The sequence below is a fragment of the Corynebacterium sp. HMSC074A01 genome, assembly GCF_001831515.1.
GTDB lineage: Bacteria > Actinomycetota > Actinomycetes > Mycobacteriales > Mycobacteriaceae > Corynebacterium.
In genome coordinates, this window is sequence record NZ_KV825618.1 from 69,320 (window position 1) to 91,624 (window position 22,305).

Annotated in this window: 20 protein-coding genes and 1 tRNA gene; 16 read left to right on the top strand and 5 right to left on the bottom strand. The window is 63.7% G+C overall.

Features of this window, described 5'->3' with window-relative positions; all coding sequences use genetic code 11:
• The first annotated feature begins 159 nt into the window (after nucleotides 1-159).
• The 4 genes from HMPREF2550_RS05975 to HMPREF2550_RS05990 all read left to right on the top strand — a co-directional run bounded on the left by HMPREF2550_RS05975 (nucleotide 160) and on the right by HMPREF2550_RS05990 (nucleotide 3,100).
• A tRNA-Pro gene (locus HMPREF2550_RS05975) sits at nucleotides 160-233 on the top strand.
• 78 nt (nucleotides 234-311) lie between these two features.
• Nucleotides 312-1,682, top strand: coding sequence for a trigger factor (gene tig / locus HMPREF2550_RS05980; RefSeq protein ID WP_070762144.1), 1,371 nt, complete (start codon nucleotides 312-314; stop codon nucleotides 1,680-1,682).
• Nucleotides 1,683-1,854: 172 nt separating this feature from the next.
• Nucleotides 1,855-2,445, top strand: coding sequence for an ATP-dependent Clp protease proteolytic subunit (locus HMPREF2550_RS05985; protein ID WP_038592060.1), 591 nt, complete (start codon nucleotides 1,855-1,857; stop codon nucleotides 2,443-2,445).
• A gap of 34 nt (nucleotides 2,446-2,479) precedes the next feature.
• A complete protein-coding gene (locus HMPREF2550_RS05990; RefSeq protein WP_038592057.1) occupies nucleotides 2,480-3,100 on the top strand; it encodes an ATP-dependent Clp protease proteolytic subunit in 621 nt (206 codons plus the stop codon).
• A 60-nt stretch (nucleotides 3,101-3,160) separates the two neighbouring features.
• On the opposite strand, the gene HMPREF2550_RS12070 is transcribed toward HMPREF2550_RS05990, so the two are convergent.
• Together HMPREF2550_RS12070 and HMPREF2550_RS06005 are read right to left on the bottom strand one after the other, a co-directional pair.
• Nucleotides 3,161-3,766: a hypothetical protein gene (locus HMPREF2550_RS12070; RefSeq protein WP_141760536.1), complete on the bottom strand. Its 606-nt coding sequence runs from the start codon at nucleotides 3,764-3,766 to the stop codon at nucleotides 3,161-3,163.
• A 61-nt stretch (nucleotides 3,767-3,827) separates the two neighbouring features.
• Nucleotides 3,828-4,592, bottom strand: a complete 765-nt coding sequence (locus HMPREF2550_RS06005; protein ID WP_070762147.1) for an alpha/beta fold hydrolase — start codon at nucleotides 4,590-4,592, stop codon at nucleotides 3,828-3,830.
• A 221-nt stretch (nucleotides 4,593-4,813) separates the two neighbouring features.
• Between HMPREF2550_RS06005 and clpX the strand changes: the two genes are divergently transcribed.
• On the top strand, nucleotides 4,814-6,091 hold the full coding sequence (gene clpX / locus HMPREF2550_RS06010; protein ID WP_070762148.1) for an ATP-dependent Clp protease ATP-binding subunit ClpX: 1,278 nt from the start codon (nucleotides 4,814-4,816) through the stop codon (nucleotides 6,089-6,091).
• 7 nt (nucleotides 6,092-6,098) lie between these two features.
• Here clpX and HMPREF2550_RS06015 read toward each other — a convergent pair whose 3' ends face one another.
• Nucleotides 6,099-6,869 carry a TetR/AcrR family transcriptional regulator gene (locus HMPREF2550_RS06015; protein WP_070762149.1) on the bottom strand — a complete coding sequence of 257 codons (771 nt, stop codon included), beginning with the start codon at nucleotides 6,867-6,869 and terminating at the stop codon, nucleotides 6,099-6,101.
• A 258-nt stretch (nucleotides 6,870-7,127) separates the two neighbouring features.
• On the opposite strand from HMPREF2550_RS06015, the gene HMPREF2550_RS06020 reads away from it, so the two are divergent.
• Genes HMPREF2550_RS06020 through HMPREF2550_RS06040 form a run of 5 tightly spaced genes read left to right on the top strand, consistent with a single transcriptional unit; the run spans nucleotide 7,128 to nucleotide 13,863 of the window.
• A complete protein-coding gene (locus HMPREF2550_RS06020; RefSeq protein WP_070790320.1) occupies nucleotides 7,128-8,102 on the top strand; it encodes a malate dehydrogenase in 975 nt (324 codons plus the stop codon).
• 22 nt (nucleotides 8,103-8,124) lie between these two features.
• On the top strand, nucleotides 8,125-10,866 hold the full coding sequence (locus tag HMPREF2550_RS06025; RefSeq protein WP_070790321.1) for a valine--tRNA ligase: 2,742 nt from the start codon (nucleotides 8,125-8,127) through the stop codon (nucleotides 10,864-10,866).
• A 9-nt stretch (nucleotides 10,867-10,875) separates the two neighbouring features.
• Entirely contained in the window at nucleotides 10,876-12,495 is a 1,620-nt protein-coding gene (locus HMPREF2550_RS06030) for a bifunctional folylpolyglutamate synthase/dihydrofolate synthase (RefSeq protein WP_070790322.1), read from the top strand.
• Complete coding sequence (locus HMPREF2550_RS06035; protein WP_070790323.1) at nucleotides 12,488-13,384, top strand: ATP-grasp domain-containing protein; 897 nt, start codon at nucleotides 12,488-12,490, stop codon at nucleotides 13,382-13,384. Before HMPREF2550_RS06030 ends, HMPREF2550_RS06035 begins: the two co-directional genes overlap by 8 nt.
• Before the next feature lie 5 nt (nucleotides 13,385-13,389).
• The gene (locus HMPREF2550_RS06040) at nucleotides 13,390-13,863 is read left to right on the top strand and encodes a DUF4233 domain-containing protein (RefSeq protein ID WP_070790324.1); all 474 of its coding nucleotides are present in this window, start codon (nucleotides 13,390-13,392) and stop codon (nucleotides 13,861-13,863) included.
• Here the strand turns inward: HMPREF2550_RS06040 and HMPREF2550_RS06045 are convergent.
• A complete protein-coding gene (locus HMPREF2550_RS06045; RefSeq protein ID WP_168167689.1) occupies nucleotides 13,823-15,283 on the bottom strand; it encodes an AMP-binding protein in 1,461 nt (486 codons plus the stop codon). The two genes, HMPREF2550_RS06040 and HMPREF2550_RS06045, sit on opposite strands and share 41 nt — an antisense overlap.
• Before the next feature lie 28 nt (nucleotides 15,284-15,311).
• Here HMPREF2550_RS06045 and HMPREF2550_RS12245 point away from each other — a divergent pair, with 28 nt between their 5' ends.
• The 6 genes from HMPREF2550_RS12245 (at nucleotide 15,312) to rpmA (ending at nucleotide 21,373) form a co-directional block, all read left to right on the top strand.
• Nucleotides 15,312-15,617 (top strand): hypothetical protein, encoded by a 306-nt coding sequence (locus HMPREF2550_RS12245; RefSeq protein ID WP_070790326.1) that lies wholly within the window; start codon nucleotides 15,312-15,314, stop codon nucleotides 15,615-15,617.
• Nucleotides 15,618-15,631: 14 nt separating this feature from the next.
• Nucleotides 15,632-16,042: a nucleoside-diphosphate kinase gene (ndk, locus tag HMPREF2550_RS06055; protein ID WP_038592025.1), complete on the top strand. Its 411-nt coding sequence runs from the start codon at nucleotides 15,632-15,634 to the stop codon at nucleotides 16,040-16,042.
• A gap of 165 nt (nucleotides 16,043-16,207) precedes the next feature.
• Nucleotides 16,208-16,807, top strand: a complete 600-nt coding sequence (locus tag HMPREF2550_RS06060) for a TetR/AcrR family transcriptional regulator (protein WP_070790327.1) — start codon at nucleotides 16,208-16,210, stop codon at nucleotides 16,805-16,807.
• Nucleotides 16,808-16,978: 171 nt separating this feature from the next.
• Nucleotides 16,979-20,446, top strand: coding sequence for a translation initiation factor IF-2 N-terminal domain-containing protein (locus tag HMPREF2550_RS06065; protein WP_070790328.1), 3,468 nt, complete (start codon nucleotides 16,979-16,981; stop codon nucleotides 20,444-20,446).
• A 269-nt stretch (nucleotides 20,447-20,715) separates the two neighbouring features.
• Nucleotides 20,716-21,021, top strand: coding sequence for a 50S ribosomal protein L21 (gene rplU / locus HMPREF2550_RS06070; RefSeq protein WP_038592021.1), 306 nt, complete (start codon nucleotides 20,716-20,718; stop codon nucleotides 21,019-21,021).
• 25 nt (nucleotides 21,022-21,046) lie between these two features.
• Nucleotides 21,047-21,373, top strand: coding sequence for a 50S ribosomal protein L27 (rpmA, locus tag HMPREF2550_RS06075; RefSeq protein WP_038592018.1), 327 nt, complete (start codon nucleotides 21,047-21,049; stop codon nucleotides 21,371-21,373).
• A 24-nt stretch (nucleotides 21,374-21,397) separates the two neighbouring features.
• On the opposite strand, the gene HMPREF2550_RS06080 is transcribed toward rpmA, so the two are convergent.
• Complete coding sequence (locus tag HMPREF2550_RS06080) at nucleotides 21,398-22,174, bottom strand: hypothetical protein (RefSeq protein WP_141760537.1); 777 nt, start codon at nucleotides 22,172-22,174, stop codon at nucleotides 21,398-21,400.
• Between the last annotated feature and the right edge of the window lie 131 nt (nucleotides 22,175-22,305).

Sequence of the window (22,305 nt, forward strand, 5' to 3'; positions counted from 1 at the left end):
AAATTCATAAAACAGTCATCAGTGAAAACGCCATGCTCCGCCGGCGCCGTTTCGTGGGGCTGAATTCTGTATTATCCGTGCTGCACGCTACAATTGCTTGGCGTGAGTTTGTGGAGTGCCCCAACACTCTGCTTAATCGCAGCTCACGTCGTGAAATTGCGGGGCGTGGCGCAGCTTGGTAGCGCACCTGCTTTGGGAGCAGGGGGTCGCAGGTTCAAATCCTGTCGCCCCGACAAAGGCAAGCCCGCTCCTCGTGAGCGGGCTTGCTGCACATAGACATATTTTGCAATCAACTAGTACAGGAGTTATCCGTGAAGACTTCCGTCGAGAAGCTCAGCGAGACCCGCGTGAAGCTCAATGTGAGCGTCCCCTTCGACGAGCTCGGGAAGGAGATTGACCAGGCGTACAAGTCCATCGCCCAGCAGGTCAACATCCCGGGCTTCCGTCGCGGCAAGGCTCCGCGCCAGCTTATCGACGCACGCTTCGGCCGCGGCCCGATCCTGGAGCAGGTCGTCAACGACATGGTGCCGCAGCGCTACGAGCAGGCCATCAACGAGAACGAGCTGACCCCGCTCGCGCAGCCTGAGCTCGAGATCACCAAGATCGAGGACAACGACGTCGTCGAGTTCGTGGCTGAGGTCGACGTGCGCCCGGAGATTGAGGTCCCGGACTTCTCCAAGATTGCTGTCACCGTCCCGGCCATCGAGATCGACGACGAGGCCGTCGACGCGGAGCTGGACAACCTGCGCTCCCGCTTCGGTGAGCTCAAGGACACCAAGCGCAAGATGAAGACCGATGACTTCGCCATCATCGACATCGAGGCATTCGTCGACGGTGAGAAGGTCGAGGAGGCCTCTACCGAGGGCCTGACCTACCAGATCGGCGGCGACGACCTGATCAAGGGCCTGGACACCGCGCTGCGCGGCATGAAGACCGGCGAGGACAACGAGTTCACCTCCACCATCCAGCAGGGCGAGCACAAGGACAAGGAGGCCACCTTCAAGGTCCACGTCCAGCAGTCCAAGGAGCGCAAGCTGCCGGACCTCGACGACGACTTCGTGCAGGAAGCGTCCGCATACGACACGGTCGAGGAGCTGCGCGAGGCAACCAAGTCCGAGCTCGAGGAGAACACCAAGGCAGAGCAGGCTGCGAACATTCGCGACGAGGTCCTCAAGGCCGCGCTCGCCGAGGCGAAGTTTGAGCTGCCGGAGTCCGTCGTGGAAGAGCAGGTGCACAACCAGCTGCACCAGCTGCTCGGCCAGATGGCGCACGACGAGGCTGCGCTGGCCCAGCTGCTCGAGGCGCAGGGCACGACCCGCGAGGAGTTCGACAAGAAGTCCCGCGAGCAGGCCGAGGAGTCTGTGCGCACCCAGCTCTTCCTCGACGCGGTTGCGGAGCAGGAGCAGCCGGAGGTCTCCCAGCAGGAGCTGACCGATCACATCCTGTTCACCGCACAGTCCTACGGCATGGACCCGAACCAGTTCGTGGCCCAGCTGCAGCAGTCGGGCCAGATTGGCAACCTGTTCGCAGACGTGCGCCGCGGCAAGGCACTCGCCGGCGCGATCTGCCTGACCACCGTGACCGACGACAAGGGCAACTCCGTTGACCCGAACGACTACTTCGGCGAGATCGAAGAGGACGAAGAGGTCGAGGCCGTCGAGACCGAGGCTGAAGAGAAGTAGGCCGGTGCGGTAGGCGTCGATAAGCACATGCATGAGGCCACTGCCCTTAAGGGCGGTGGCTTTTTGCATGCTTGGAAGCGTGTACGCCGGTAGCGAACAGGGGCCACAAATGCTCTTGCCCCGAGTAGGGTAGGGGCATTACAACACGAAATTAGACTTCAAGGAGCGTCATATGACATCGCCAACCAACGGCATGAACCTCGGGGACTCCGTCTACGAGCGCCTGCTGCGCGAGCGCATCATCTTCCTCGGCCAGCAGGTCGACGATGAGATTGCGAACAAGCTCTGCGCGCAGATCCTGCTTCTGTCCGCGGAGGATCCGAACCGCGACATCTCCCTCTACATCAACTCGCCCGGCGGCTCGGTGACCGCGGGCATGGCGATCTACGACACGATGAAGTACTCTCCGTGCGATGTGGCCACCTACGGCATGGGCCTGGCCGCTTCCATGGGCCAGTTCCTGCTCTCTGGTGGCACGAAGGGCAAGCGCTACGCGTTGCCGCACGCCCGCATCATGATGCACCAGCCGTCTGCAGGCGTTGGCGGCACTGCGGCTGATATCGCGATCCAGGCCGAGCAGTTTGCGCAGACCAAGCGCGAGATGGCCGAGCTGATCGCCGAGCACACCGGCCAGACCTTCGAGCAGATCACCAAGGACTCGGACCGCGACCGTTGGTTCACCGCCCAGCAGGCGAAGGAATACGGCATTGTTGACCACGTCATCGAGCACGTCGCGCAGACCGACGGCCCAGTAGGCAACTAACCCGGAACACCTACATACGCAAAGGACTTAATACATGACTTTCCAGATGCCGAACTCTCGCTACGTCCTGCCGCAGTTCCTGGAGGAGACCTCCTTCGGCACTAAGCAGATCGACCCCTACGGCAAGCTCTTCGAGGAGCGCATCGTCTTCCTCGGCACCCAGGTCGATGACACCTCCGCCAACGACATCATGGCGCAGCTGCTCGTGCTGGAGTCGCAGGATCCGGACCGCGACATCACCATGTACATCAACTCGCCCGGCGGCTCGTTTACCGCGCTCATGGCGATCTACGACACGATGCAGTACGTCCGCCCCGACGTGCAGACGGTCTGCCTCGGCCAGGCCGCGTCCGCCGCGGCCGTCATCCTCGCCGCTGGTGCCCCGGGCAAGCGCGCCGCACTGCCGAACTCGCGCGTGCTCATCCACCAGCCCGCCACCCAGGGTACCCAGGGCCAGGTCTCTGACCTGGAGATCCAGGCAAACGAGATCGAGCGCATGCGCCGCCTGATGGAGGACACCCTGTCCCACCACACCGGCCGCACCTCGGAGCAGGTCCGCGAGGACACCGACCGCGACAAGATCCTCACCGCGGCAGAAGCCGTCGAGTACGGGATCATCGACCAGGTCTTTGATTACCGCAAGCTCAACGCCTAGGTAGCAAAAAGCGCCGCCCCTGCGTTTGCGGGGGCGGCGCTTTTGTGTGTTTTGCGGTGCCTAGTTACAGAACGGCACCGAGTTCTTCACCGCGGCAGGTGCCTGCGCGAAGTCCTCGCGCGCCCAGCATGCGCCGTTCTCGTTCGTGCCGTGCGGGTCAACGCTGACCCAGCCGCCGTCCTTCGACGCCCAGAAGTACTCCTGCCCGGTATCCGGCATGACGGTGCGCGCCCACGCGCCGTCACAGAACGTGCTGTACTCCTGGTTGCCGCTGCCAGCGCCCTGCTCGGGCCAGGCGCAGCCGTTGGAGCCATCGTCCACCGCGATCGTCTCCGTGATGACCTGCTCGCGCACTTCCTCGCGCGGGGACCTGCGGGTGCTGGTCTTCCGCGTCGAAGTCGATTTGCTTGTCGACGTTGCCGTGGACGTCTTCTTCGACGAAGACGATGTCGCCGACGACGAGGTGGTCTCCTCATCGTCTTCGTCGTCGCTCGCGGTAGTCTTCGGCGAGCTTTCCGTCGTGGGGGTAGCCGTTGTGCTGGTTGCCGGGAAATCGATCACAGGCTCGGCCAACCGCGCCTCTTCTTCGGCGGATGCAGCGCAGCCCGCGAGCGCCACCGTGGCGATGACGGCGACGAGAAGGGACTGGGTGCGGTTGCGTTTCACTTCGCTGTTCCTTTCGGTCTCCCTCACGAGTGGATAACGCTACTAGCGTAGCCGATCGGGCTTAGAGGAACTGTGTCAAGGCCCGGTTGAATTCCTCCGGGCGCTCGATGGCCACTTGGTGCGAGCCGGGATCGATCACGACCTGCTCCACCGGCCCCGCCACGCCCTCGGCAATACGCGCGAGTTCGGCGGGCGTGGTCGACGGGTCCTGCGCGCCGGCGATGGTGAGCACCGGGCAGGTGATCGCGCTCAGCTCTTCGGCGAAGTCCCAGCCGGCGAGCGCGTCGCCGTTTTGCGCGTAGCCCTCGCCGTCGATACCGGCGACCATGTCGCGGACACGGCGCACCTCGTCGGGGTGTTGCGCGCGGAAGCCCTCGGTGAACCAGTTTTCCATCATCCCGTCCGCGAGTGCCTCCATGCCCTTACCGCGGGCGATTGCGGTGCGCTCGCGCCACTTCTCCTCGCCGCCGAGGTAGGTCGCGGTGCAGGCGAACACGGCTTTTTCTACCCGCCCGCTCTTCGCGGCGAGGTACTGGGCGAGCGCCCCGCCGAGGGACAGGCCGACGATACGGAAGCGGTTGACGCCGACCTGGTCCAGGGCCTGAAGGATATCGGCGGCAAGCGTATCCATCGTGGTCGTCCCCGGGGCGACGCGCGCCGCATCAGAGCGCCCGTGGCCGCGGTGATCCACCGTGACCACGCGGAAGTGCTCCGCGAGGATGGGGATCTGCTTTGCCCAGGCCTCGTGCGTGGTGCCGATAGAACTGAGTAGCACGACGGCGGGGGCGCTGCTGTTGCCGTGTTCGGTGACGTGCAGGTTGGTCATTGCGGCTCCTTCGATGCTTGGGGTGATCGTGTAGACCCCATTGTGCGTGAAAATAGAGCGTGGTGGGGGAGCGGGTGCTTCCATGCGCGCCCGTCCGTCGCCGGTTTGACGCAGCAACTACACTTGGGGTTCATCCTTTCAACCCCGTCCGTGGCCCGGGGTGCGTGCCGCCAGGCAGCCACGGACTGTGCATCGTAGGAACTCAGGAGAAGACAGCTCACATGGCAGGAACACACGACAGCTCGGATCTGCTCAAGTGCTCATTTTGTGGCAAGAGCCAGAAGCAGGTACGCAAGCTCATTGCGGGCGGCGGAGTGTACATCTGCGACGAGTGTATCGAGCTGTGCAACGAGATCATCGAGGAGGAGCTCGCCGGCTCGCAGCAGAACCAGGCGGGCGAGTCTGAGCGGCTGCCGCGCCCGTCCGAGATCACCGCGTTCTTGGACCAGTACGTCATTGGCCAGGATCAGGCCAAGCGCACGCTGGCGGTCGCGGTGTACAACCACTACAAGCGCATCAAGGCGGACACGCTGGCCTCGCCTGCGCGCCGCCGCGAGGACGACGTGGAGATCTCTAAGTCCAACATCTTGCTGCTCGGCCCGACTGGCTCCGGCAAGACTTACCTGGCGCAGACGCTGGCGCGCATGCTGAACGTGCCTTTCGCCATCGCTGACGCAACCAGCTTGACAGAGGCCGGCTACGTGGGCGAGGACGTGGAGAACATTCTGCTGAAGCTGCTGCAAGCTGCCGATTTTGACGTCAACCGGGCACAGACCGGCATCATCTACGTCGACGAGGTGGATAAAATCTCCCGCAAGTCGGAGAACCCCTCGATCACCCGCGATGTCTCCGGCGAGGGCGTGCAGCAGGCGCTGCTGAAGATCCTGGAAGGCACCGTTGCCTCCGTGCCCCCGCAGGGCGGTCGCAAGCACCCGAACCAGGAGTTCATCCAGCTGGACACGACGAACATCCTGTTCATCGTCGCCGGCGCGTTCGCGGGCCTGGACAAGGTCATCGCGGAGCGCGTGGGCAAGAAGGGCATCGGCTTCGGTGCCGAGATTGACTCCAAGGACGAGCGCGACGAGGCGAACCTGCTGGCCAGCGTGCAGCCCGGTGACCTGGTCAAATTCGGCCTGATCCCGGAATTCATCGGCCGCCTGCCCGTGATCGCCACCGTGGAGGACCTCGACCGCGACGCGATGGTGCGCGTGCTCACCGAGCCGAAGAACTCCCTGGTCAAGCAGTACGAGCGCCTCTTCGCCATGGACGGCGCGGAGCTCGTGCTTAGCGACGACGCGCTGGGACTCATCGCCGACAAAGCCGCAGAGCGCAAAACCGGTGCCCGCGGCCTGCGCGGCATCATGGAGGAGCTGCTCGTGCCGGTCATGTACGAGCTGCCCGACAGGGAGGGCGTCTCCCAGGTCGTCATCGACGGCGCGGTGGTGCGCGGCGAGGCGGAGCCGGAGTACCTGAGCGCCGACGAGAAGCGCTCGGCGTAGTCGCTGGCTAGTAGATCCCGCCCTCGGGCTCGCTGAGGTAGTCGTGGTTGTCCGAGGAGTCCTCCGCCGGTGTCGGTGGGGTGGCCTCCAGGTAGCTGTCGTAGCCGGAGGGAGAAATGCTCGTGGTCAGAAACGCGATCACGGTGTCGATGACCATGCGGCGCATCCCCGTGATGTTGCGCTCTGAGCGGAAATTCACACCCCGCAGGCCCTGGGCCACATCGCCCACCCCGGCGGGGAAGAAGCAGATCGAGATCAACAGCAACAGCACGTCGTCGGCGGAGATACCGGGACGGAACGCGCCCGAATCCTGGCCGATGAGCAGCAGGCGCTCCAGGTGCAGGGCGACGTCTTCAGGGCGCTGGGAAAAGAGCGAGTCCGCGTCCTCGAGGGCCGGGTCGAGCTGCTCGCGCAGCAGGATCACGACTGCGTCCGGGTGGTCCTTGATGGCCATATATAGCGCGTCGATAAAGCGGCGCATGCCCTCGACGGGCACGGCGTAAGAGCGGTTTAAGACCGACTCCGGCGGGCGCAGCTGCTCCAGCGCGCGCAGCACGGCGCGGGCATACAGGCCTTTCTTGTCGCCGAAGTTGTAGTGGATTTTCCGCTTGGACATGCCGGACGCTTTCGCGATGTCCTCCAGCTTCGTGGCATGGAAGCCCGCGTCCGCGAACATGCGCAGCGCGGTCGCCACGACCTCATCAACTGTGGCGTCAGCGGGGGCGTCGAGCGGCGGGGTCGAAGCGTCTGCGGTGTGCTTTTCAGGCAGCGGCGTCACAGTGTCTCCTTGTCTCTCCAACCGGTTGGCGCAAACGCCGGTCGCCGCGTTGCGGCCATACGGTTCTATCGTGCCCTACTGGCACCCCCAATGTCCCAGCCTGAAGAAAAAGCCCACATTTTCCTGCGGAAAAGCGCCCAAACGGGGGGAGCGAACCCACCAGCACGTGGTCGATGGTTCCTATACTTGGGGCCGTGCCATCGAAGCGCTGGCGGCGAAACGTCGGCGCGCCTAGAAGAACACTTGCAAGGAGCCATCATGTCCAGTCCTGTCAACGTTGTGGTCACCGGCGCTGCCGGCAACATCGCGTACTCCCTGCTGTGGCGCATCGCCGCAGGTGACGTCTTTGGTAAGGAGCAGCCGGTCAACCTCACGCTGCTGGAAATCCCAGCTGCCGCCCGCGCTGCCGAGGGCACCGCGATGGAGCTCAACGACTCCGCGATGCCGCTGGTCAACGACATCACCGTGACCGATGATCAGCGCAAGGCCTTCGAAGGCGCGAACGCGGCCTTCCTGGTCGGCGCGAAGCCGCGCGGGAAGGGCGAGTCGCGCGCTGACATGCTCGCGGCCAACGGCAAGATTTTCATTGAGCAGGGTCGCGCGCTGAACGACGGCGCGGCTGACGACGTCCGCGTGCTCGTGGTGGGCAACCCCGCCAACACCAATGCTTACATCGCTGCCAAGGCGGCACCGGACCTGCCGGCGGATCGCTTCAACGCGCTGATGCGCCTGGACCACAACCGCGCGGCGTCGATGCTGTCGCAGAAGCTTGAGGTCCCGTCCACGGCGTTCGAGCGCCTGGTGGTGTGGGGTAACCACTCCGACACGCAGTTCCCGGACATCACCTACGCCACCGTGAACGGCGAGCCGTTGGCTGACAAGGTGGACCAGGATTGGTACACGGGCGAGTTCATCCCGCGCGTGGCCAAGCGTGGCGGCGAGATCATCGAGGTGCGCGGCAAGTCTTCTGCGGCGTCCGCGGCTTCCGCTGCGGTGGATCACATGCGGGACTGGGTGCAGGGTACCGAGGGGCGTTGGACGACGGTGGCGCGGCCGTCGACAGGCGAATACGGCATCGACGCCGGCCTGGTCTTCGGTGTGCCGGTGACTGGCAACGGCGGCGAGTGGGCACTCGTCGAAGGCCTCGAGATCAGCGACGCCCAGCGCCAGCGCATCGACGCGAACGTTACCGCGCTGCGGGAGGAAGCCGCAGTGGCCGACGGCCTCTTTTAAGCGGGGACTATGATGGGCAAGCGTGACTGATGCGAGGAATGATCAAGTAGGCAACAACCGCGCGGACGCTCTGCCCAAGAGCTGGGAGCCCGGCGACCACGAGTCGACCATCTACGAACGGTGGGTGGACAAGGGGTACTTTGAGGCGGATCCCAGCTCGGACAAGCCCGCCTACTCCATCATGCTGCCGCCGCCGAACGTGACCGGTCAGCTGCACATGGGCCACGCCCTCGACCACACGCTGATGGATTCCCTGGTGCGCCGCAAGCGCATGCAGGGCTACGAGGTGCTGTGGTTGCCGGGCATGGATCACGCCGGCATCGCCACCCAGACGAAGGTTGAGGCGAAACTCAAGGCCGAGGAGGGCAAGGACCGCTACGACTACGGCCGCGAGGAGTTCATCGACCGCGTCTGGGAGTGGAAAGAGCAGTACGGCGGCACGATTACCACGCAGATGCGAGCCATCGGTGACTCCGTCGACTGGTCGCGCGAGCGTTTCACCTTGGATGAGGGCCTGTCGAAGGCTGTGCAGACCATCTTCAAGCAGCTGTACGACGCGGGCATGGTTTACCGCGACTACCGCCTGGTGAACTGGTCGCCGGTGCTTGAGACCGCGGTGTCCGACATCGAGGTCGTGTACAAGGACGTCGAGGGCGAGTTCGTCTCCATCCGCTACGGCTCGCTCGACGACGCGGAGCCGCACCTCGTCGTCGCCACCACCCGCGTCGAGACGATGCTGGGCGACGTCGCCATCGCGGTCCACCCGGACGACGAGCGCTACGCGCACCTGATCGGCCAGGAGTTCGCGCACCCGCTGCGCGACGACCTGAAGCTCAAGGTCATCGCCGACGACTACGTCGACATGGAACTTGGCACCGGCGCGGTGAAGATCACGCCTGCGCACGACCCGAACGACTACGAGATGGGCCTGCGCCACGACCTGGACATGCCCATCATCATGGACGAGCAGGGCCGCATCGCCAACACCGGCACCCGCTTCGACGGCATGCCGCGGGAAGAGGCGCGCGTCGCCGTGCGTGAGGCACTGGCGGAGCAGGGCCGCATCGTCAAGGAAGTGCGCCCGTACGTGCACTCGGTGGGCCACTCGGAGCGCTCCGGCGAGCCGATCGAGCCGCGCCTGAGCCTGCAGTGGTTTGTCAAGGTGGACAAGCTCGCTCAGATGTCGGGCGACGCGGTGCGCAACGGCGATACGAAGATCCACCCCGAGTCGATGGAGAAGCGTTACTTCGACTGGGTGGACAACATGCACGACTGGACCATCTCGCGGCAGCTGTGGTGGGGCCACCGCATCCCAATCTGGTACGGGTCGGAGGACGAAAACGGCGAGCGCGACGTGGTCTGCGTCGGACCCGACGAGCAGCCGCCAGCTGGCTACGAGCAGGACCCGGACGTGCTGGACACCTGGTTCTCCTCCGCCCTGTGGCCGTTTTCCACCATGGGTTGGCCGGAGAAGACCCCGGAGCTGGCGAAGTTCTACCCGACTTCGGTGCTGGTGACGGCCTACGACATCCTGTTCTTCTGGGTGGCGCGCATGATGATGTTCGGCACCTTTGCGGGCGAGACCACGCCCGAGGTGCTCGGCGAGGGTACTGACGGCCACCCGCAGGTCCCGTTCACGGACCTGTACCTGCACGGCCTGGTGCGCGACGAAAAGGGCCGCAAGATGTCGAAGTCTTTGGGCAACGGTATCGACCCCATGGACTGGGTCGAGCGCTTCGGCGCGGACGCGCTGCGCTTCGCTTTGGCCCGCGGCGCGAACCCGGGCGTGGACCTGCCGATCGGCGACGACCACGCCGTCGCCGCCCGCAACTTCGCCACCAAGCTGTACAACGCGACGAAGTTCGCGCTGATGAACGGCGCGGCCGTGGGCGAGCTGCCGGAGCGCGGCACGCTCACCGACGCCGACCGCTGGATTCTCGACCGCGCCGAAGAGCTTCGCGCCCGCGTCGACGCCTACCTGGACGACTACCAGTTCGCCAAGGCCAACGAGGTCATCTACCACTTCGCGTGGGACGAACTGTGCGACTGGTACCTCGAGATCGCGAAGACGCAGATCCCGCGCGCTGCGGCTGACGCGTCAGCGGAAGAAAAGGAGCGCGGCCGCACCACACAGATCGTGCTGGGGCGCGTCCTCGACGTCCTGCTGCGCCTGCTGCACCCGACCATGCCGTTCATCACAGAGGTGCTGTGGACGGCGCTCACCGGCGAGGAGACGGTCACGCTCGCCGAGTGGCCGACCGCCGACGACACCAACGGTGGGGCAGAGACCGACCTGGAGGCGCGCCGCCGCATCGAGGATTCCATCAAGCTGATCACCGAGCTGCGCCGCTTCCGCGCGGACCAGGGGGTCAAGCCTTCGCAGAAGGTGCCGGCGAAGCTGGACTTCGCCTCCGCCGACCTCGGCGCGCAGGAAGACATGGTGCGCCAGATTGCGCGGGTTGAGGTGCCGGGCGAGGACTTCGCGGCGTCGGCAAGCATTGAGATGCGACTGAGCAAGGCGAACCTCGACGTTGCGCTGGATACCTCCGGCACCGTCGACGTCGCCGCCGAGCGTAAGCGCCTGGAAAAGGAACTCGCCGCAGCCCAAAAGGAGCTGGATACCACTGGTACCAAGCTGGCGAACGAGCAGTTCCTGGCGAACGCGCCGGAGCAGGTGGTGGAGAAGATCAAGGTGCGCCAGAAGGTCGCGCAGGAAGAGTTCGAGCGCGTCACCGCACGCCTCGAGGCGCTGCCGCAGAAGTAGACTGCGGGTATGACTGAGCACGACGAGGACACTCCCCGCGAACGCGGACCGTACGGCGAGCTGCACCCGGAGCGCGACACCGAGTTCGGCCGCCTCTCCATGACCGACAGCGGCATCACGCTCAACCTCGGCGGGACCGAGCAGGAGCACATCGAGCCGGAGCCGGAGGACGGCGAGCTTAAGCACCTCGCGGACCTTGTCGGCGTGCGCGTTGGCGAGCTGGCGGGCGATGACGCAAGCGTCAGCGAGGAGCCCTTCGACCACGCCGCGCTCGAGCGGCTCAACGCGGAGCTCGATGCGCGCGCCGGGGCGACCGACCCGAACCCGAGCCTGGACCGGATCGCCATGCTGCTGGACCTGCTCGGCTCACCCGAGCGCACACTGAAAGTGATCCAGGTCGCGGGCACGAACGGGAAAACGTCCACCGCGCGCATGACCTCGTCGCTGCTGCGCGCGCTCGGCCACCGCGTTGGCCTGTTCACCAGCCCCGAGCTGACGCGTGTGACCGAGACGATCGAGATCGACGGTGCCGAGATCGCGCCGGGGCGGCTCGCCGAGATTTACGACGAGCTCGCGCCCTATCTCCAAATGGTCGACGCGAAATTCGCCACCCCGTTGAGCCGCTTCGAGGTGCTCGTGGCGATGGCGTACGTCGCGTTCGCCGACGCGCCCGTCGACGTCGCCGTGGTTGAGGTCGGCATGGGAGGGACGTGGGACGCGACCAACGTCGCCGACGCCGACGTCGCAGCAATCACCCCGATCGGGCTCGACCACCAGGGCTTCCTTGGGGACACGCTGACCGAGATCGCCGCGCAGAAGGCAGGGATCATCAAAGCGCGCGGTACTGACGGGCTCGGGCCGGCGGAAAACATCGCCGTCGTCGCCGAGCAGGAGCCGGAAGCGATGCGCGCGGTACTCGAGCGCGCAGTGGAGGTCGACGCCATCGTCGCGCGCGCGGGTAGCGAGTTCAGCGTTGGCGCGTCCACGGTGGCCGTCGGCGGGCAGCAGCTTGACCTGCACGGCCTGGGTGGCGACTACAACGACATCTTTCTCCCACTGGCCGGCGCGCACCAGGCGGCCAACGCGTCGCTTGCACTCGCCGCGGTCGAAGCCTTCTTCGGGGTTACCCGCGAGCACCCGCTCGACCTCGACGCCGTCCGCGAAGGCTTCGTCCGCGTGCGGGTCCCGGGCCGCATCGAGCGCTTCGGCACCGCACCCGTGCTGCTTGTCGACGCCGCGCACAACCCCCACGGCGCACGCACCCTTGCCGCCGCACTCCGCCGCGACTTCAACTACGCGGGCCTCGTCGGCGTGGTGTCGATCTTCGCCGACAAGGACGCCTCTGCCATGCTCACTGCGCTCGAGCCGGAGCTGCGCGAAGTCGTGATCACGCAGAACTCCTCGCTGCGCGCCATGGACGCATACGAACTCGCCGAGCTCGCGTACACGATCTTTGGCGACGACCGGGTCCGCGTCGAAGCACACCTGCCCGCGGCGATTGAACTCGCACGCGAGACCGCCGAGGAGGCCGACGAGGACGGCATGGGAGTGCTGATCACCGGATCTGTCGCCACCGCCGGCGACGCGCGCGCCTTCCTTACCACCGACGCACAAGGCGGCAATGGCTAAGCACGCGTGGCTGGTCACCAACCGTTGGCTGCACTGGGACAAGTTCGAGTGGCAGTTCACGGAGCTGATCCGCGCCGCGTCTGCATTGGGGGTGGACCTGCAGCGCATCAGCACCGACGAGGCGTTGGCGAAACTCGCCGCTCGTGATCCCGATATGCCGCGGGCGGCGCTGATCATGGACAAGGACGTTGCGGCCGTCGCCCAGCTCGAAGCCGCGGGCGTGCGCACCATCAACTCCGCCGCCGCGATCGCGGCCTGCGACAACAAGGCCTACACGCACGCCGTGCTCAGCGCCGCTGGTATGGCGCACCCGCGTACCTGCACCGCGCCATTGGTCTACCGAAACCTCGAGCCCGAAGAGTGGGCGGCAAGTGCGTTTTTGGGTGCCGTTGAGGAATCGCTCGGCTACCCCGCGGTGGCCAAGCGCGCCGTCGGTTCGTGGGGCCAAGGTGTGGAGCTGGTGCGAGACCGCGCAGAACTCATTGCGTTTCTGCGGGGTGCGTACCCGACACCCGTCATCGTGGAGGAATACATCGCCGACTCTCACGGCCGCGACGCGCGGATCTACATGGTGGGGCGCGAGCCCGCCGCCGCGATGCGCCGCTACGGCACGGGCGGCGACTTCCGCGCGAACATCACCGGCGGAGGCCGCGCTGAGCCGTGGAGCCCGCCGACGGAGTACGTGGACACGGCGCGCGCAGCGATGGACGCCCTCGGCTTGGAGGTTGGTTCCGTCGACTTCCTGGATGCCGCAACGCCGCTTGTGGGTGAGGTGAACTCGAACGCACAATTTGCCTCGCTCACGGAAGTCACCGGCGTCGACGTTGCCGGTCACGTCGCCGAGCTGCTCGCAGCAGTTATGGCCGAACCCGCAACACAGATACGATGAGTCTCATGGCTGACCAGAACACCCCCCGACGCGCACGCTTCCGCCGCGAACCGGAAATGGGGCCACTTGGCCCCGGGAAAACGCCAGTCAAAGACCCGATGGAGGGGCTGACTGGCGTGCTCGCAGGCACGCTGATCATGGAAGCGATCACCATCTTGCTCATCCTTACCGTGATCCTCAAGATCGAAGAAGGCGCGCTGTGGACCACCTTCAATTGGGTCTACGTGACTGTGATTGGGGTTGCGCACATCATCGCTGCGTTCTTCCAAAAACGTCCCGGGATGCTCTGGGTGGACTTAGCACTCCAGGTGCCGCTCATCTTCGGCTTCTTCATCCACTGGTCGGTCACCGTGGTGGGCATTACTTTCGGCATCGTTTGGTTCTTCATCATTAAGCTGCGCTCCGAAATGCTGCAGCGCATGCGGGCCGGCTACCTGGTCACTCAGCACCTGGGCACTGCGGAGGACCCGGAAAGGTAGACGCACGCGGCAAGTCACGCAGCGTGGTGCGCAGGATCTTCCCGGCAGCACTGCGGGGGATCTCGTCGACGAAATCGACCACGCGCACTTTCTTGTACGGCGCGACGCGGGCGGCAACGAAGTCGATGACGTCGGATTCGTCCAGCGCGGCACCCGGGGTTCGGACCACGAACGCGCGCGGGACCTCCGTGCCATTGAGGTCGAACTCGGTCACGGCGGCGTCGGCAATCGCCTCATGCTGGGTGAGTACCGCCTCGAGTTCCGCGGGGGCGACCTGGTAGCCCTTGTACTTGATGGTGTCCTTCGCGCGCCCGATGAGGTAGAGCTCGCCGTGCTCGCCAACCCGCGCGAGGTCGCCGGTATCGAACCACTCGCCAATGGGGGCATGCCGGAGGTAGCCGCGCATCAGCTGCGGGCCGGCAACCGAGAGCTCGCCATGCGCCCCGAGGCGGAAGCGCGTTCCCGGCAGCGGGAAGCCGACAGAGTCGGGCGGCGTTTTGCCTCGCACTCCAACGAACGTCACTGGCGATGTCTCCGTCATCCCGTAGCCCTGAATCACGCTCGCGCTCAGGCGCTGCTCTACCGCGCTGGCAACCGCCGGATCCAGGTGGTCGGCACCGCTGATGATCAACTCGAGCGCGGCGAAATCCTCCGGCGGTGCTTCCGCGAGCACGCGGGCAAGCGGGGGAGCGATGAACGTCAGCTTTACGTCATGGTTCCGGTGCGCGCGTGTGAACAGCGCGGGTTCGAAACGCTGCATCGTCACGATGTGGTGGCCGAGCATCAGCGGCGTGAGCAGCAGCGCGGTTAGGCCGTAGATGTGGGAAAACGGCAAGGGTGACATTGTTGGCGTGTGCTCGCCCACGCCACTTTGTGCGATCGCCGCTGCGAATTGCGCCATATTCGCGCTTACCGACGCTCCCGGCAACCCGACTGCCTTCTGCAGCCCCGTCGTGCCTGACGAGAAGGGGATAAACGCGAGAGCGTCGCCGCGATCGGTGACTGCATTGTCGACGCGTGCCACAGAAGACAGAGGCGGCCACCCTTCCGGTGCCTTCCCCTGAATCAGCGCGCGTGCCTGCGCCATGCGGATGATCCCCACCTCAGCGTTCGCGCCAGCAAGCGCTGCGAGGTGTTGCGCTTCGTGGTCGCGCAGCAGCGGACCGATAAGACTTGTTGTGGCTCCCGCCTGAGAAATCCCCAGAATAACGGCGGCAAACTCTACAGAGTTGGGCAACTGGACGGCGAGCACGGGTCGATCGGGCAGGGGAGTGCGGGCCAACACTTGTGCAACGTTCGCTGCGAGCTCACTCAACTGCCCATACGTCACGGTTGTACCGGCGGTGAGATCTGTCAACGCGGGCGCGTCAGGGCGGCCACGGCCTAAAGCGAGCTGGTGAATCGGCACATGCTGGAACATCGACGAAAAGCTTAGTAGCTTCAAACACATGCGCCACGTCCTCCTCGTCATTGCCGCCGTGTTGTCCGTACTCGCCGTGGGCGCGGCGATGCTTTCCCTACCCGCTTGGGTCGGCCCGCTTGCCATCGTTGGCGCGTCACTTGCGCTCGTAACGTGGCTCGTTCTGCAATACCGGTTGCGCTCGGCACCCGATCTTGTGCTTAGCGACGACCAACGCGAGACCATCGCGAACATGAAGCGAGAAGGAAATATGGAAACTGCGGTGCGGCAGGTGCAGCTGTGGAAGCGTGATGCCACGCGCGCTGACGCAATGCGCATCGTGGACGACCTTTAGGTAAAGTTTGGGCCATGACTGAACGTACTCTGATTCTGATCAAGCCCGACGGTGTTGCCAACGGCCACGTCGGCGAAATCATTTCCCGCATCGAGCGCAAGGGCCTCAAGCTGGTTGAGATGGACCTGCGCACCGCCGACCGCGAAACCGCTGAGAAGCACTACGCAGAGCACAAGGACAAGCCGTTCTTTGGTGAGCTCGTCGATTTCATCACGTCCGCACCGCTGGTCGCAGGCATCGTTGAGGGCGAGTCTGCCATTGCCGCATGGCGTCAGCTGGCCGGTGGCACCCACCCGGTCGAAAAGGCCACCCCGGGTACCATCCGCGGTGACTTCGCACTGACCGTTGGCGAAAACGTCGTCCACGGCTCCGACTCCCCGGAGTCCGCTGAGCGCGAGATCGCGATCTGGTTCCCCAACAAGTAACCGATTCGTTAGGCTTCACGCCACCCCGCTGTGCAAGCAGTGAGGGTGGCGCTTTTTCGTGCTACCCCAAAAATTGTGTGATGGCACACAGTTGCTTTGATTTAGCTTGTTAAACTGAAAAGCAGGAAAAACAGTTTAAAGACCTGCAAGGGAAGGACAATACTGGTGAGCGAGCGGAAGGTGCAGCAGCAGCGGGCGAGAACGAAGCGCGACGCAATTCATGAGGCAACAGTCCGTCTTCTTCTCGCCGAGGGGATGCGCGCAGTCACGCACCGGCAGGTCGCCGCGATAGCGGACGTGCCCGTTGGGTCAATCGGATACTACTTTGACAGCAGCGAAAAACTCATCATGACCTGCTTCGAGCGGGTGCACGCGCTGCAAAACCAGATCCTTGAAGATGCGCTTGCTGATCCAAAGGTCCGCGAGGACCGTGAAGCGCTCGCGTTTGCCATTTTGAATCTGACCGCCAACGGTTATCCGGAGCAAGTGCGCAGCATTATCGCCGTCACCATCGATGCTGGGCGCGAAGGGGCAGTCTTGCAGAAGATGGTCAGGCACCAAATTGAAGAAGCCGTGCGGCGCATCGACCAGATACTTGAATACGCCGGAGTCACGCAGGTAAACGGCCGGCAGGCACTTGGCGCGCTCGTAGGTGCGGCGCTCGTCGGGACGAGCTGGGACAAGCCGGTAGTTGAAACAGCAGTCGACGGTCTCGTCCAGTTTATTGAGCTCGCGGAGCACAACGCGTCACCATCGCGCGACTAAATCCTCCGCTGTGCCACAATGGAGAGCAGGCGTCGTGGCTAACTAGGCACGGACGCTGTCAAGCTTTCATACATTGCCCGCGAGAAAGCGTGGCACTGTGCGGCGGCGGCACCAATCGTGCCAGCGCCCGGTGCCACCACGCGGGATCACGCATAACAGGAGAATTGGCCCGTGGCTCAAAACGAGGAAACCACACCGAAGAAGCAACGCCGGACAACTAAAAAGACCACGAAGAAGTCGACCCGGAAATCAGGCAAAGGCACAAGCACGCGGGCGGCGAAATCGAAGCCGCAGAATCCTTACGTCGCGTTCGACCGCTCACAGCTGAAGGAGAAACAGCGCGTCTTCCAGCTGGCGAAGTTGCTGGACGTACCGTCGAAGGATTTGGTGGTAGCGCTTTCTGAGATGGGGATTGTCAAGGTTGCACAGTCTTCGCTCACTAAGGCTGAAAGTGAGCAGCTTCTTGACGCGTTGGCGGCTTCTACTGCCGTTGGTGCGCAGGGTGAAGCAAGCCGGGCTGGCGCGAAGAAGGAAGCCGCGGCAGATGCTGATGAGAAGATTCGCCACCGCGTGCGCAAGGACGTGGAAAACGAAATTCACCAGATCGAGGACAAAGTAGACGCCGAACTCGAAGCGAGCGATCGCAGCAAGCCTGCCGACGATCATGCGCAAGAGCGCAAAGAGGACGACGCTGCACAAGTTCCCCCGGCCAGCGAAGACAGTGCCGAAGCACAGCGGGAAGACGACTCTGGCAAGGGCGAAGAGGCCGCTGACCCATCTGCGGCATCGGCATCAGATGATGCACGTCCACTGACCAACGTCGAACCCGAGGTCACCCCGGTCCCTGAGGATGAGCCGACGGCGGGCTACGCACCGATCTTCAAGGCACCGTCCCGATCCCGTCAGCGCCGTCGTGCAAGCCGTCCCCAGACGAGCGATACCGCAACTCGTGCAGACGAAGAGCGCAGTGACGAAGAATCCTCGCCGAGCACCGAGGAGCGTCAAGCCCGCCCGCAATCCCATCGCGGGAGATCTGCTCAGCGGACACGCAACAACCGAAGCCGGAAAGCTGCGCATGACGCCCAGACGCAGGAAGCTGGGCATACGGAGCACGCTGGTGACTCGGAGGCCACTGAGCTCATCGAAGAACCGAGAGCGATCAAGGGCTCAGCACGTCTTGAAGCGAAGCGGCGTCGGCGCAGCGAGAAGAGCGCAGAGGCCAGAAAGCGCTCCCGCATCGTCAGCCAAGCTGAATTCTTGGCACGCAGGGAGTCGGTGGAACGCACCATGGTGGTACGCGAACGTGAGCGCCACGATGGCCACGGGCGCATCACCCAGGTCGGTGTGCTTGAAGATGGCCTGCTTGTCGAGCACTTTGTCACTTCCGATGAACAGACAACGCTGATTGGCAACATCTACCTTGGCCGGGTGCAAAACGTCCTCCCGAGCATGGAAGCTGCCTTTATCGACATTGGGCAGGGACGCAACGGCGTGATCTATGCCGGTGAAATTGACTGGAAATCCGCAGGGCTTGGCGGACGCTCACGCCGCATCGAGCATGCGTTGAAGTCCGGCGACCAGGTAGTCGTGCAGGTAACGAAAGACCCAGTAGGGCACAAGGGTGCTCGCTTGACCACCCAGATCTCGCTTGCAGGGCGATACTTGGTGTATGTCCCCGGCGGGCGCAGCGCGGGTATTTCTCGCAAGCTCCCAGCACCTGAGCGCAAGCGCCTCAAGGAGATCCTGCACAATGTGGTCCCGGGCACGGGTGGCGCGATCATTCGCACTGCTGCCGAGGGGGCCAGCGAGGAGGCCATCGCCGCAGACGTGCGCCGTCTCCACACGCAGTGGGAAGCAATTCAGGAGCACGCCGAGCGCGAAATTGAGTCGAAGGGTGCGCAGCCCGTCACGCTCTATGAAGAGCCGAATCTCCTCGTAAAGGTTGTGCGGGACCTCTTTAATGAGGACTTCACTTCGCTGATTATCGACGGCAAGCGCCCATACAACATGGTGCACGCGTACGTGGAGTCGGTCGCACCAGACCTGCTGGACAGGGTTGAAAAGTTCAGCACGGAAAAGCACAAAGCAGCAGATGCATTCGGGCTGTATCGGGTAGACGAACAGCTGCGCAAGGCGCTCTCGCAAAAGGTCTGGTTGCCCTCGGGCGGCACGCTGATCATCGAGCACACTGAGGCGCTGACAGTCATTGACGTCAATACCGGCAAGTACACCGGCTCGGGTGGGTCACTGGAAGAAACAGTGACGCGGAATAACCTTGAGGCAGCCGAAGAAATCGTGCGTCAAATTCGCCTGCGCGATATCGGCGGCATGATTGTCATTGACTTCATCGATATGATCCTGCCGGAAAACCAGGATCTGGTCTTGCGCCGCCTGAAGGAAGCACTCGGGCGAGATCGAACCCGCCACCAGGTGTCTGAGGTGACGTCACTGGGGCTTGTCCAAATGACGCGGAAGCGCTTGGGGACCGGTCTCTTGGAGACCTTCTCGGAGCCCTGCGAGTGCTGCGAAGGCAGAGGACTCATCCTCCTTGACGACCCTGTTGAGCAAATGCCGGTGCACGAGCAAGGCTCTAGGCCGCAAAACGCGAAGCCAAAGAGGCGTCGTCCTGTCGGCGAGCACCCCGCTGCAAAGGCGATGCACAGCCACAGCCACAGCACACCGATGGCTGATGAAGATATTGAAGAACTCGCTGGGGCCGTCGTCATCGAGGACGACGACGCGGATACGCAGGAGGACACGCAGCGCGCGAAGCAATCTGAAAAGCCCAGCTCGTCACGGCGACGTGGCCGTCGCGGTGGCGGACGAGGACGTGGGCGCGGACGTGATGGGGCCAACACACACGCTGCTGAACCGGCGCAAGATGCACCATCAAACGCGCAGACCGGAGAAGACTCCTCGCGCGATAAGCACCGTGGGACTGCTTCTGAAAACGCAACGAGCGGTGACAGCGCTGATACCAGTGTTCGCGATCAGGAGAACGCCGGTGACCGCTCCGCTCCTAGCAGGCGGAGAACCCGCGGCACGCGCGGTGGCAGGACGCGACGTGCTGCTCGCTCGAACTCGGCCTCGCAGACGGAGGCCGTCGAAAAGGGCGCTGGCGTAGAAGCACGCCACGAGCCCGACACGACGCAGGACTACGAGCAGGCGCTCAAGGAGTTCGAGGACTCTCCCCGTAGGAAGCGACCAACGCGCGGAAATTCGCGCTCGGATCGTCGTCCGCAGCGAGAAGACTTTGTCGTCGAGGAGAAACCGGCAACGACAGATGATCGTCGCAAGGAAACCCCGAAAGGCGACAAGCACTCAGGCACGTCGACTGACGGTAACGCTGCGGGCAGCGAAAGTGGTGAAAACAAGCAGCAACGCCGGAGCAGCCGCGGTAAGGGTGGTTCTGGCACGTCTCCGCGTCGACGTCGTCGTCGCGCAGTGCGGCGCACCACGACGCCACAGCCAGAGGCACAAGCCTCGACTGAGAAGAGCGACACCGAGAAGACGAATGGGAATGGCAGTGTGGCCGCTCCGAGGAAGGCCCAAAAGACCGCATCGGTTGCCAGCAATAAGCAGCGTGCTGGTGGTGGGCGTCGAGGTCGACGCCGCGCTACCCGCAGGGGCGGCGCATAGCACCGAGCCTCGTATCCCTCGCCAAGGACGGTAAGACGTCTCTGGAGGGGACAGATGGTGAGGCGATTCTTTAAAAGCCATCGCAGTTTGGAGAATCGCCCCACTTCGGTGTAGTCTTTGGCAGTCGCTGTTTTGGGGCGTGCCGCCTCGTTGCCTACGCATGCGGGCACGGCGGGTCTTTCGGGCCCCGAAACGCAGAAAGTTAATGTTCCATACGTCCACCGAAGCATGCCGGAGGACGTGCGAGTAGAGATAAGGGGTAACCCTCTATGTACGCGATCGTCAAGACCGGCGGCAAGCAGTACAAGGTTGCCGAAGGCGACCTCGTCAAGGTCGAGAAGCTGGAGGGTGAAGCAGGCGACAAGGTTGCACTCACCCCGATCCTTCTCGTAGATGGCGCTGACGTGACCGCTGGCGCAGATGCACTGGCCAAGGTAAGCGTTGAGGCCGAGATCGTCGAGCACGGCAAGGGCAAGAAGGTCGACATTCTTAAGTACAAGAACAAGACCGGCTACAAGGTCCGCCAGGGCCACCGTCAGCAGCTGACCACCGTCAAGATCACTGGCATCAAGTAAGACCAACTTCTAAGGAGAAAGAAACATGGCAACTAAGAAGGGTGCATCCAGCTCCTCGAACGGTCGTGACTCTGAGTCGAAGCGCCTCGGTGTGAAGCGCTTCGGTGGTCAGCAGGTCAAGGCCGGTGAAATCCTCGTTCGTCAGCGTGGCACCAAGTTCCACCCGGGCGACAACGTCGGCCGCGGCGGCGACGATACGCTGTTCGCGCTGAAGCCGGGCTCTGTCCAGTTCGGCATCAAGCGGAAGCGTCGCATCGTCAACATCATCCCGGCTGATGGTGAGGGCGTCTCCTCCGAGGTGCTTGAGCAGGCAGAGGCAGCAGGCGTTGTCGAGGACGAAGCTACCGCCTAGCCGGAAGCGCACACCACGTGTCTTCTACGCCGCGTGCCCCATATCTTTGGGGCCGCGGCGTTTTTTCACGTCTGCATGCTCGAAGGCGGCCTCGTAGACATTGATCGGCCCGGCCCCTGGAGAAAGAAGCGTGATGAACCCACGATCGCGCAGAGAGCGCTGGGCGACTTCCATGCCGGTAAGCACCGTGCCGTCCGTGAGTTGGACGAGAACGTCGTCTTCAACGCTGTCACCCCTCAAGACGTGTTCGACGTCGTCGATGGTCATCACTGCATGTGCGGTAAGGTCACCGGCACCAGAGGGGCGATGGTGGAGCACCCAATCAACAGGGTCGGTAGGGGAACCGCCTGCAGCAGAGGCTTCATTGAAGGCATCCACAAGATGCTGCATCGAGTCGGGGGATCCGGTGATGGAAACAGTCATCTTGTCGCCAACGCGGCGGGTTCTCACCCCATCCTTGGGCACCTTTTTCGGGACGTAGTGTTTCTTGATCCGGCGCGCCGTCCGCTGGACATCGTGTGTATCGCCTGTCGTGCCGCAGAGTGCTTCCCTAAATTGCCAGCGCTTCGTGGGGTCTTCGATGTTGCGGGAAGCCTGCCAGATCACGGCGAGCGTCTCCACACTGTGGTTGTTCTCTTCTGCTTTTCTTTTGCTTCGTGCTTGGTAACGCGAATGTGTCTCTTCGTGGAAGAATAATTCGACCAACCGGAGTACGTTTGTTGCGTAATCGTTGGGCATGCCAAGCGCAGTAAGGTCATCGTGATTCTGCTGTGTATGTGCGGCCCAGGTAATAATGTCCATGCCACGGTCTCGTAGGGAAAAGTACTGTTTCAATTGCGTTATAAAGTCCATGAACCGAAAGATACGCAACTGGCACTGTCGAGTCAAGGAAAAATACGAAATTCCTAGATTGTGGTGGCGGCAGTGGTCGA

Bases quoted from the DNA above. Each gene is read 5' to 3' on its own strand.
- HMPREF2550_RS05985 (WP_038592060.1), top strand. From the start codon at position 1,855: ATGACATCGCCAACCAACGGCATGAACCTCGGGGACTCCGTCTACGAG.
- HMPREF2550_RS05990 (WP_038592057.1), top strand. From the start codon at position 2,480: ATGACTTTCCAGATGCCGAACTCTCGCTACGTCCTGCCGCAGTTCCTG.
- HMPREF2550_RS06005 (WP_070762147.1), bottom strand. From the start codon at position 4,592: ATGACCAACCTGCACGTCACCGAACACGGCAACAGCAGCGCCCCCGCC.
- clpX (WP_070762148.1), top strand. From the start codon at position 4,814: ATGGCAGGAACACACGACAGCTCGGATCTGCTCAAGTGCTCATTTTGT.
- HMPREF2550_RS06020 (WP_070790320.1), top strand. From the start codon at position 7,128: ATGTCCAGTCCTGTCAACGTTGTGGTCACCGGCGCTGCCGGCAACATC.
- HMPREF2550_RS06030 (WP_070790322.1), top strand. From the start codon at position 10,876: ATGACTGAGCACGACGAGGACACTCCCCGCGAACGCGGACCGTACGGC.
- HMPREF2550_RS06035 (WP_070790323.1), top strand. From the start codon at position 12,488: ATGGCTAAGCACGCGTGGCTGGTCACCAACCGTTGGCTGCACTGGGAC.
- HMPREF2550_RS06040 (WP_070790324.1), top strand. From the start codon at position 13,390: ATGGCTGACCAGAACACCCCCCGACGCGCACGCTTCCGCCGCGAACCG.
- HMPREF2550_RS06045 (WP_168167689.1), bottom strand. From the start codon at position 15,283: ATGTTCCAGCATGTGCCGATTCACCAGCTCGCTTTAGGCCGTGGCCGC.
- HMPREF2550_RS12245 (WP_070790326.1), top strand. From the start codon at position 15,312: ATGCGCCACGTCCTCCTCGTCATTGCCGCCGTGTTGTCCGTACTCGCC.
- ndk (WP_038592025.1), top strand. From the start codon at position 15,632: ATGACTGAACGTACTCTGATTCTGATCAAGCCCGACGGTGTTGCCAAC.
- rplU (WP_038592021.1), top strand. From the start codon at position 20,716: ATGTACGCGATCGTCAAGACCGGCGGCAAGCAGTACAAGGTTGCCGAA.
- rpmA (WP_038592018.1), top strand. From the start codon at position 21,047: ATGGCAACTAAGAAGGGTGCATCCAGCTCCTCGAACGGTCGTGACTCT.
- HMPREF2550_RS06080 (WP_141760537.1), bottom strand. From the start codon at position 22,174: ATGGACATTATTACCTGGGCCGCACATACACAGCAGAATCACGATGAC.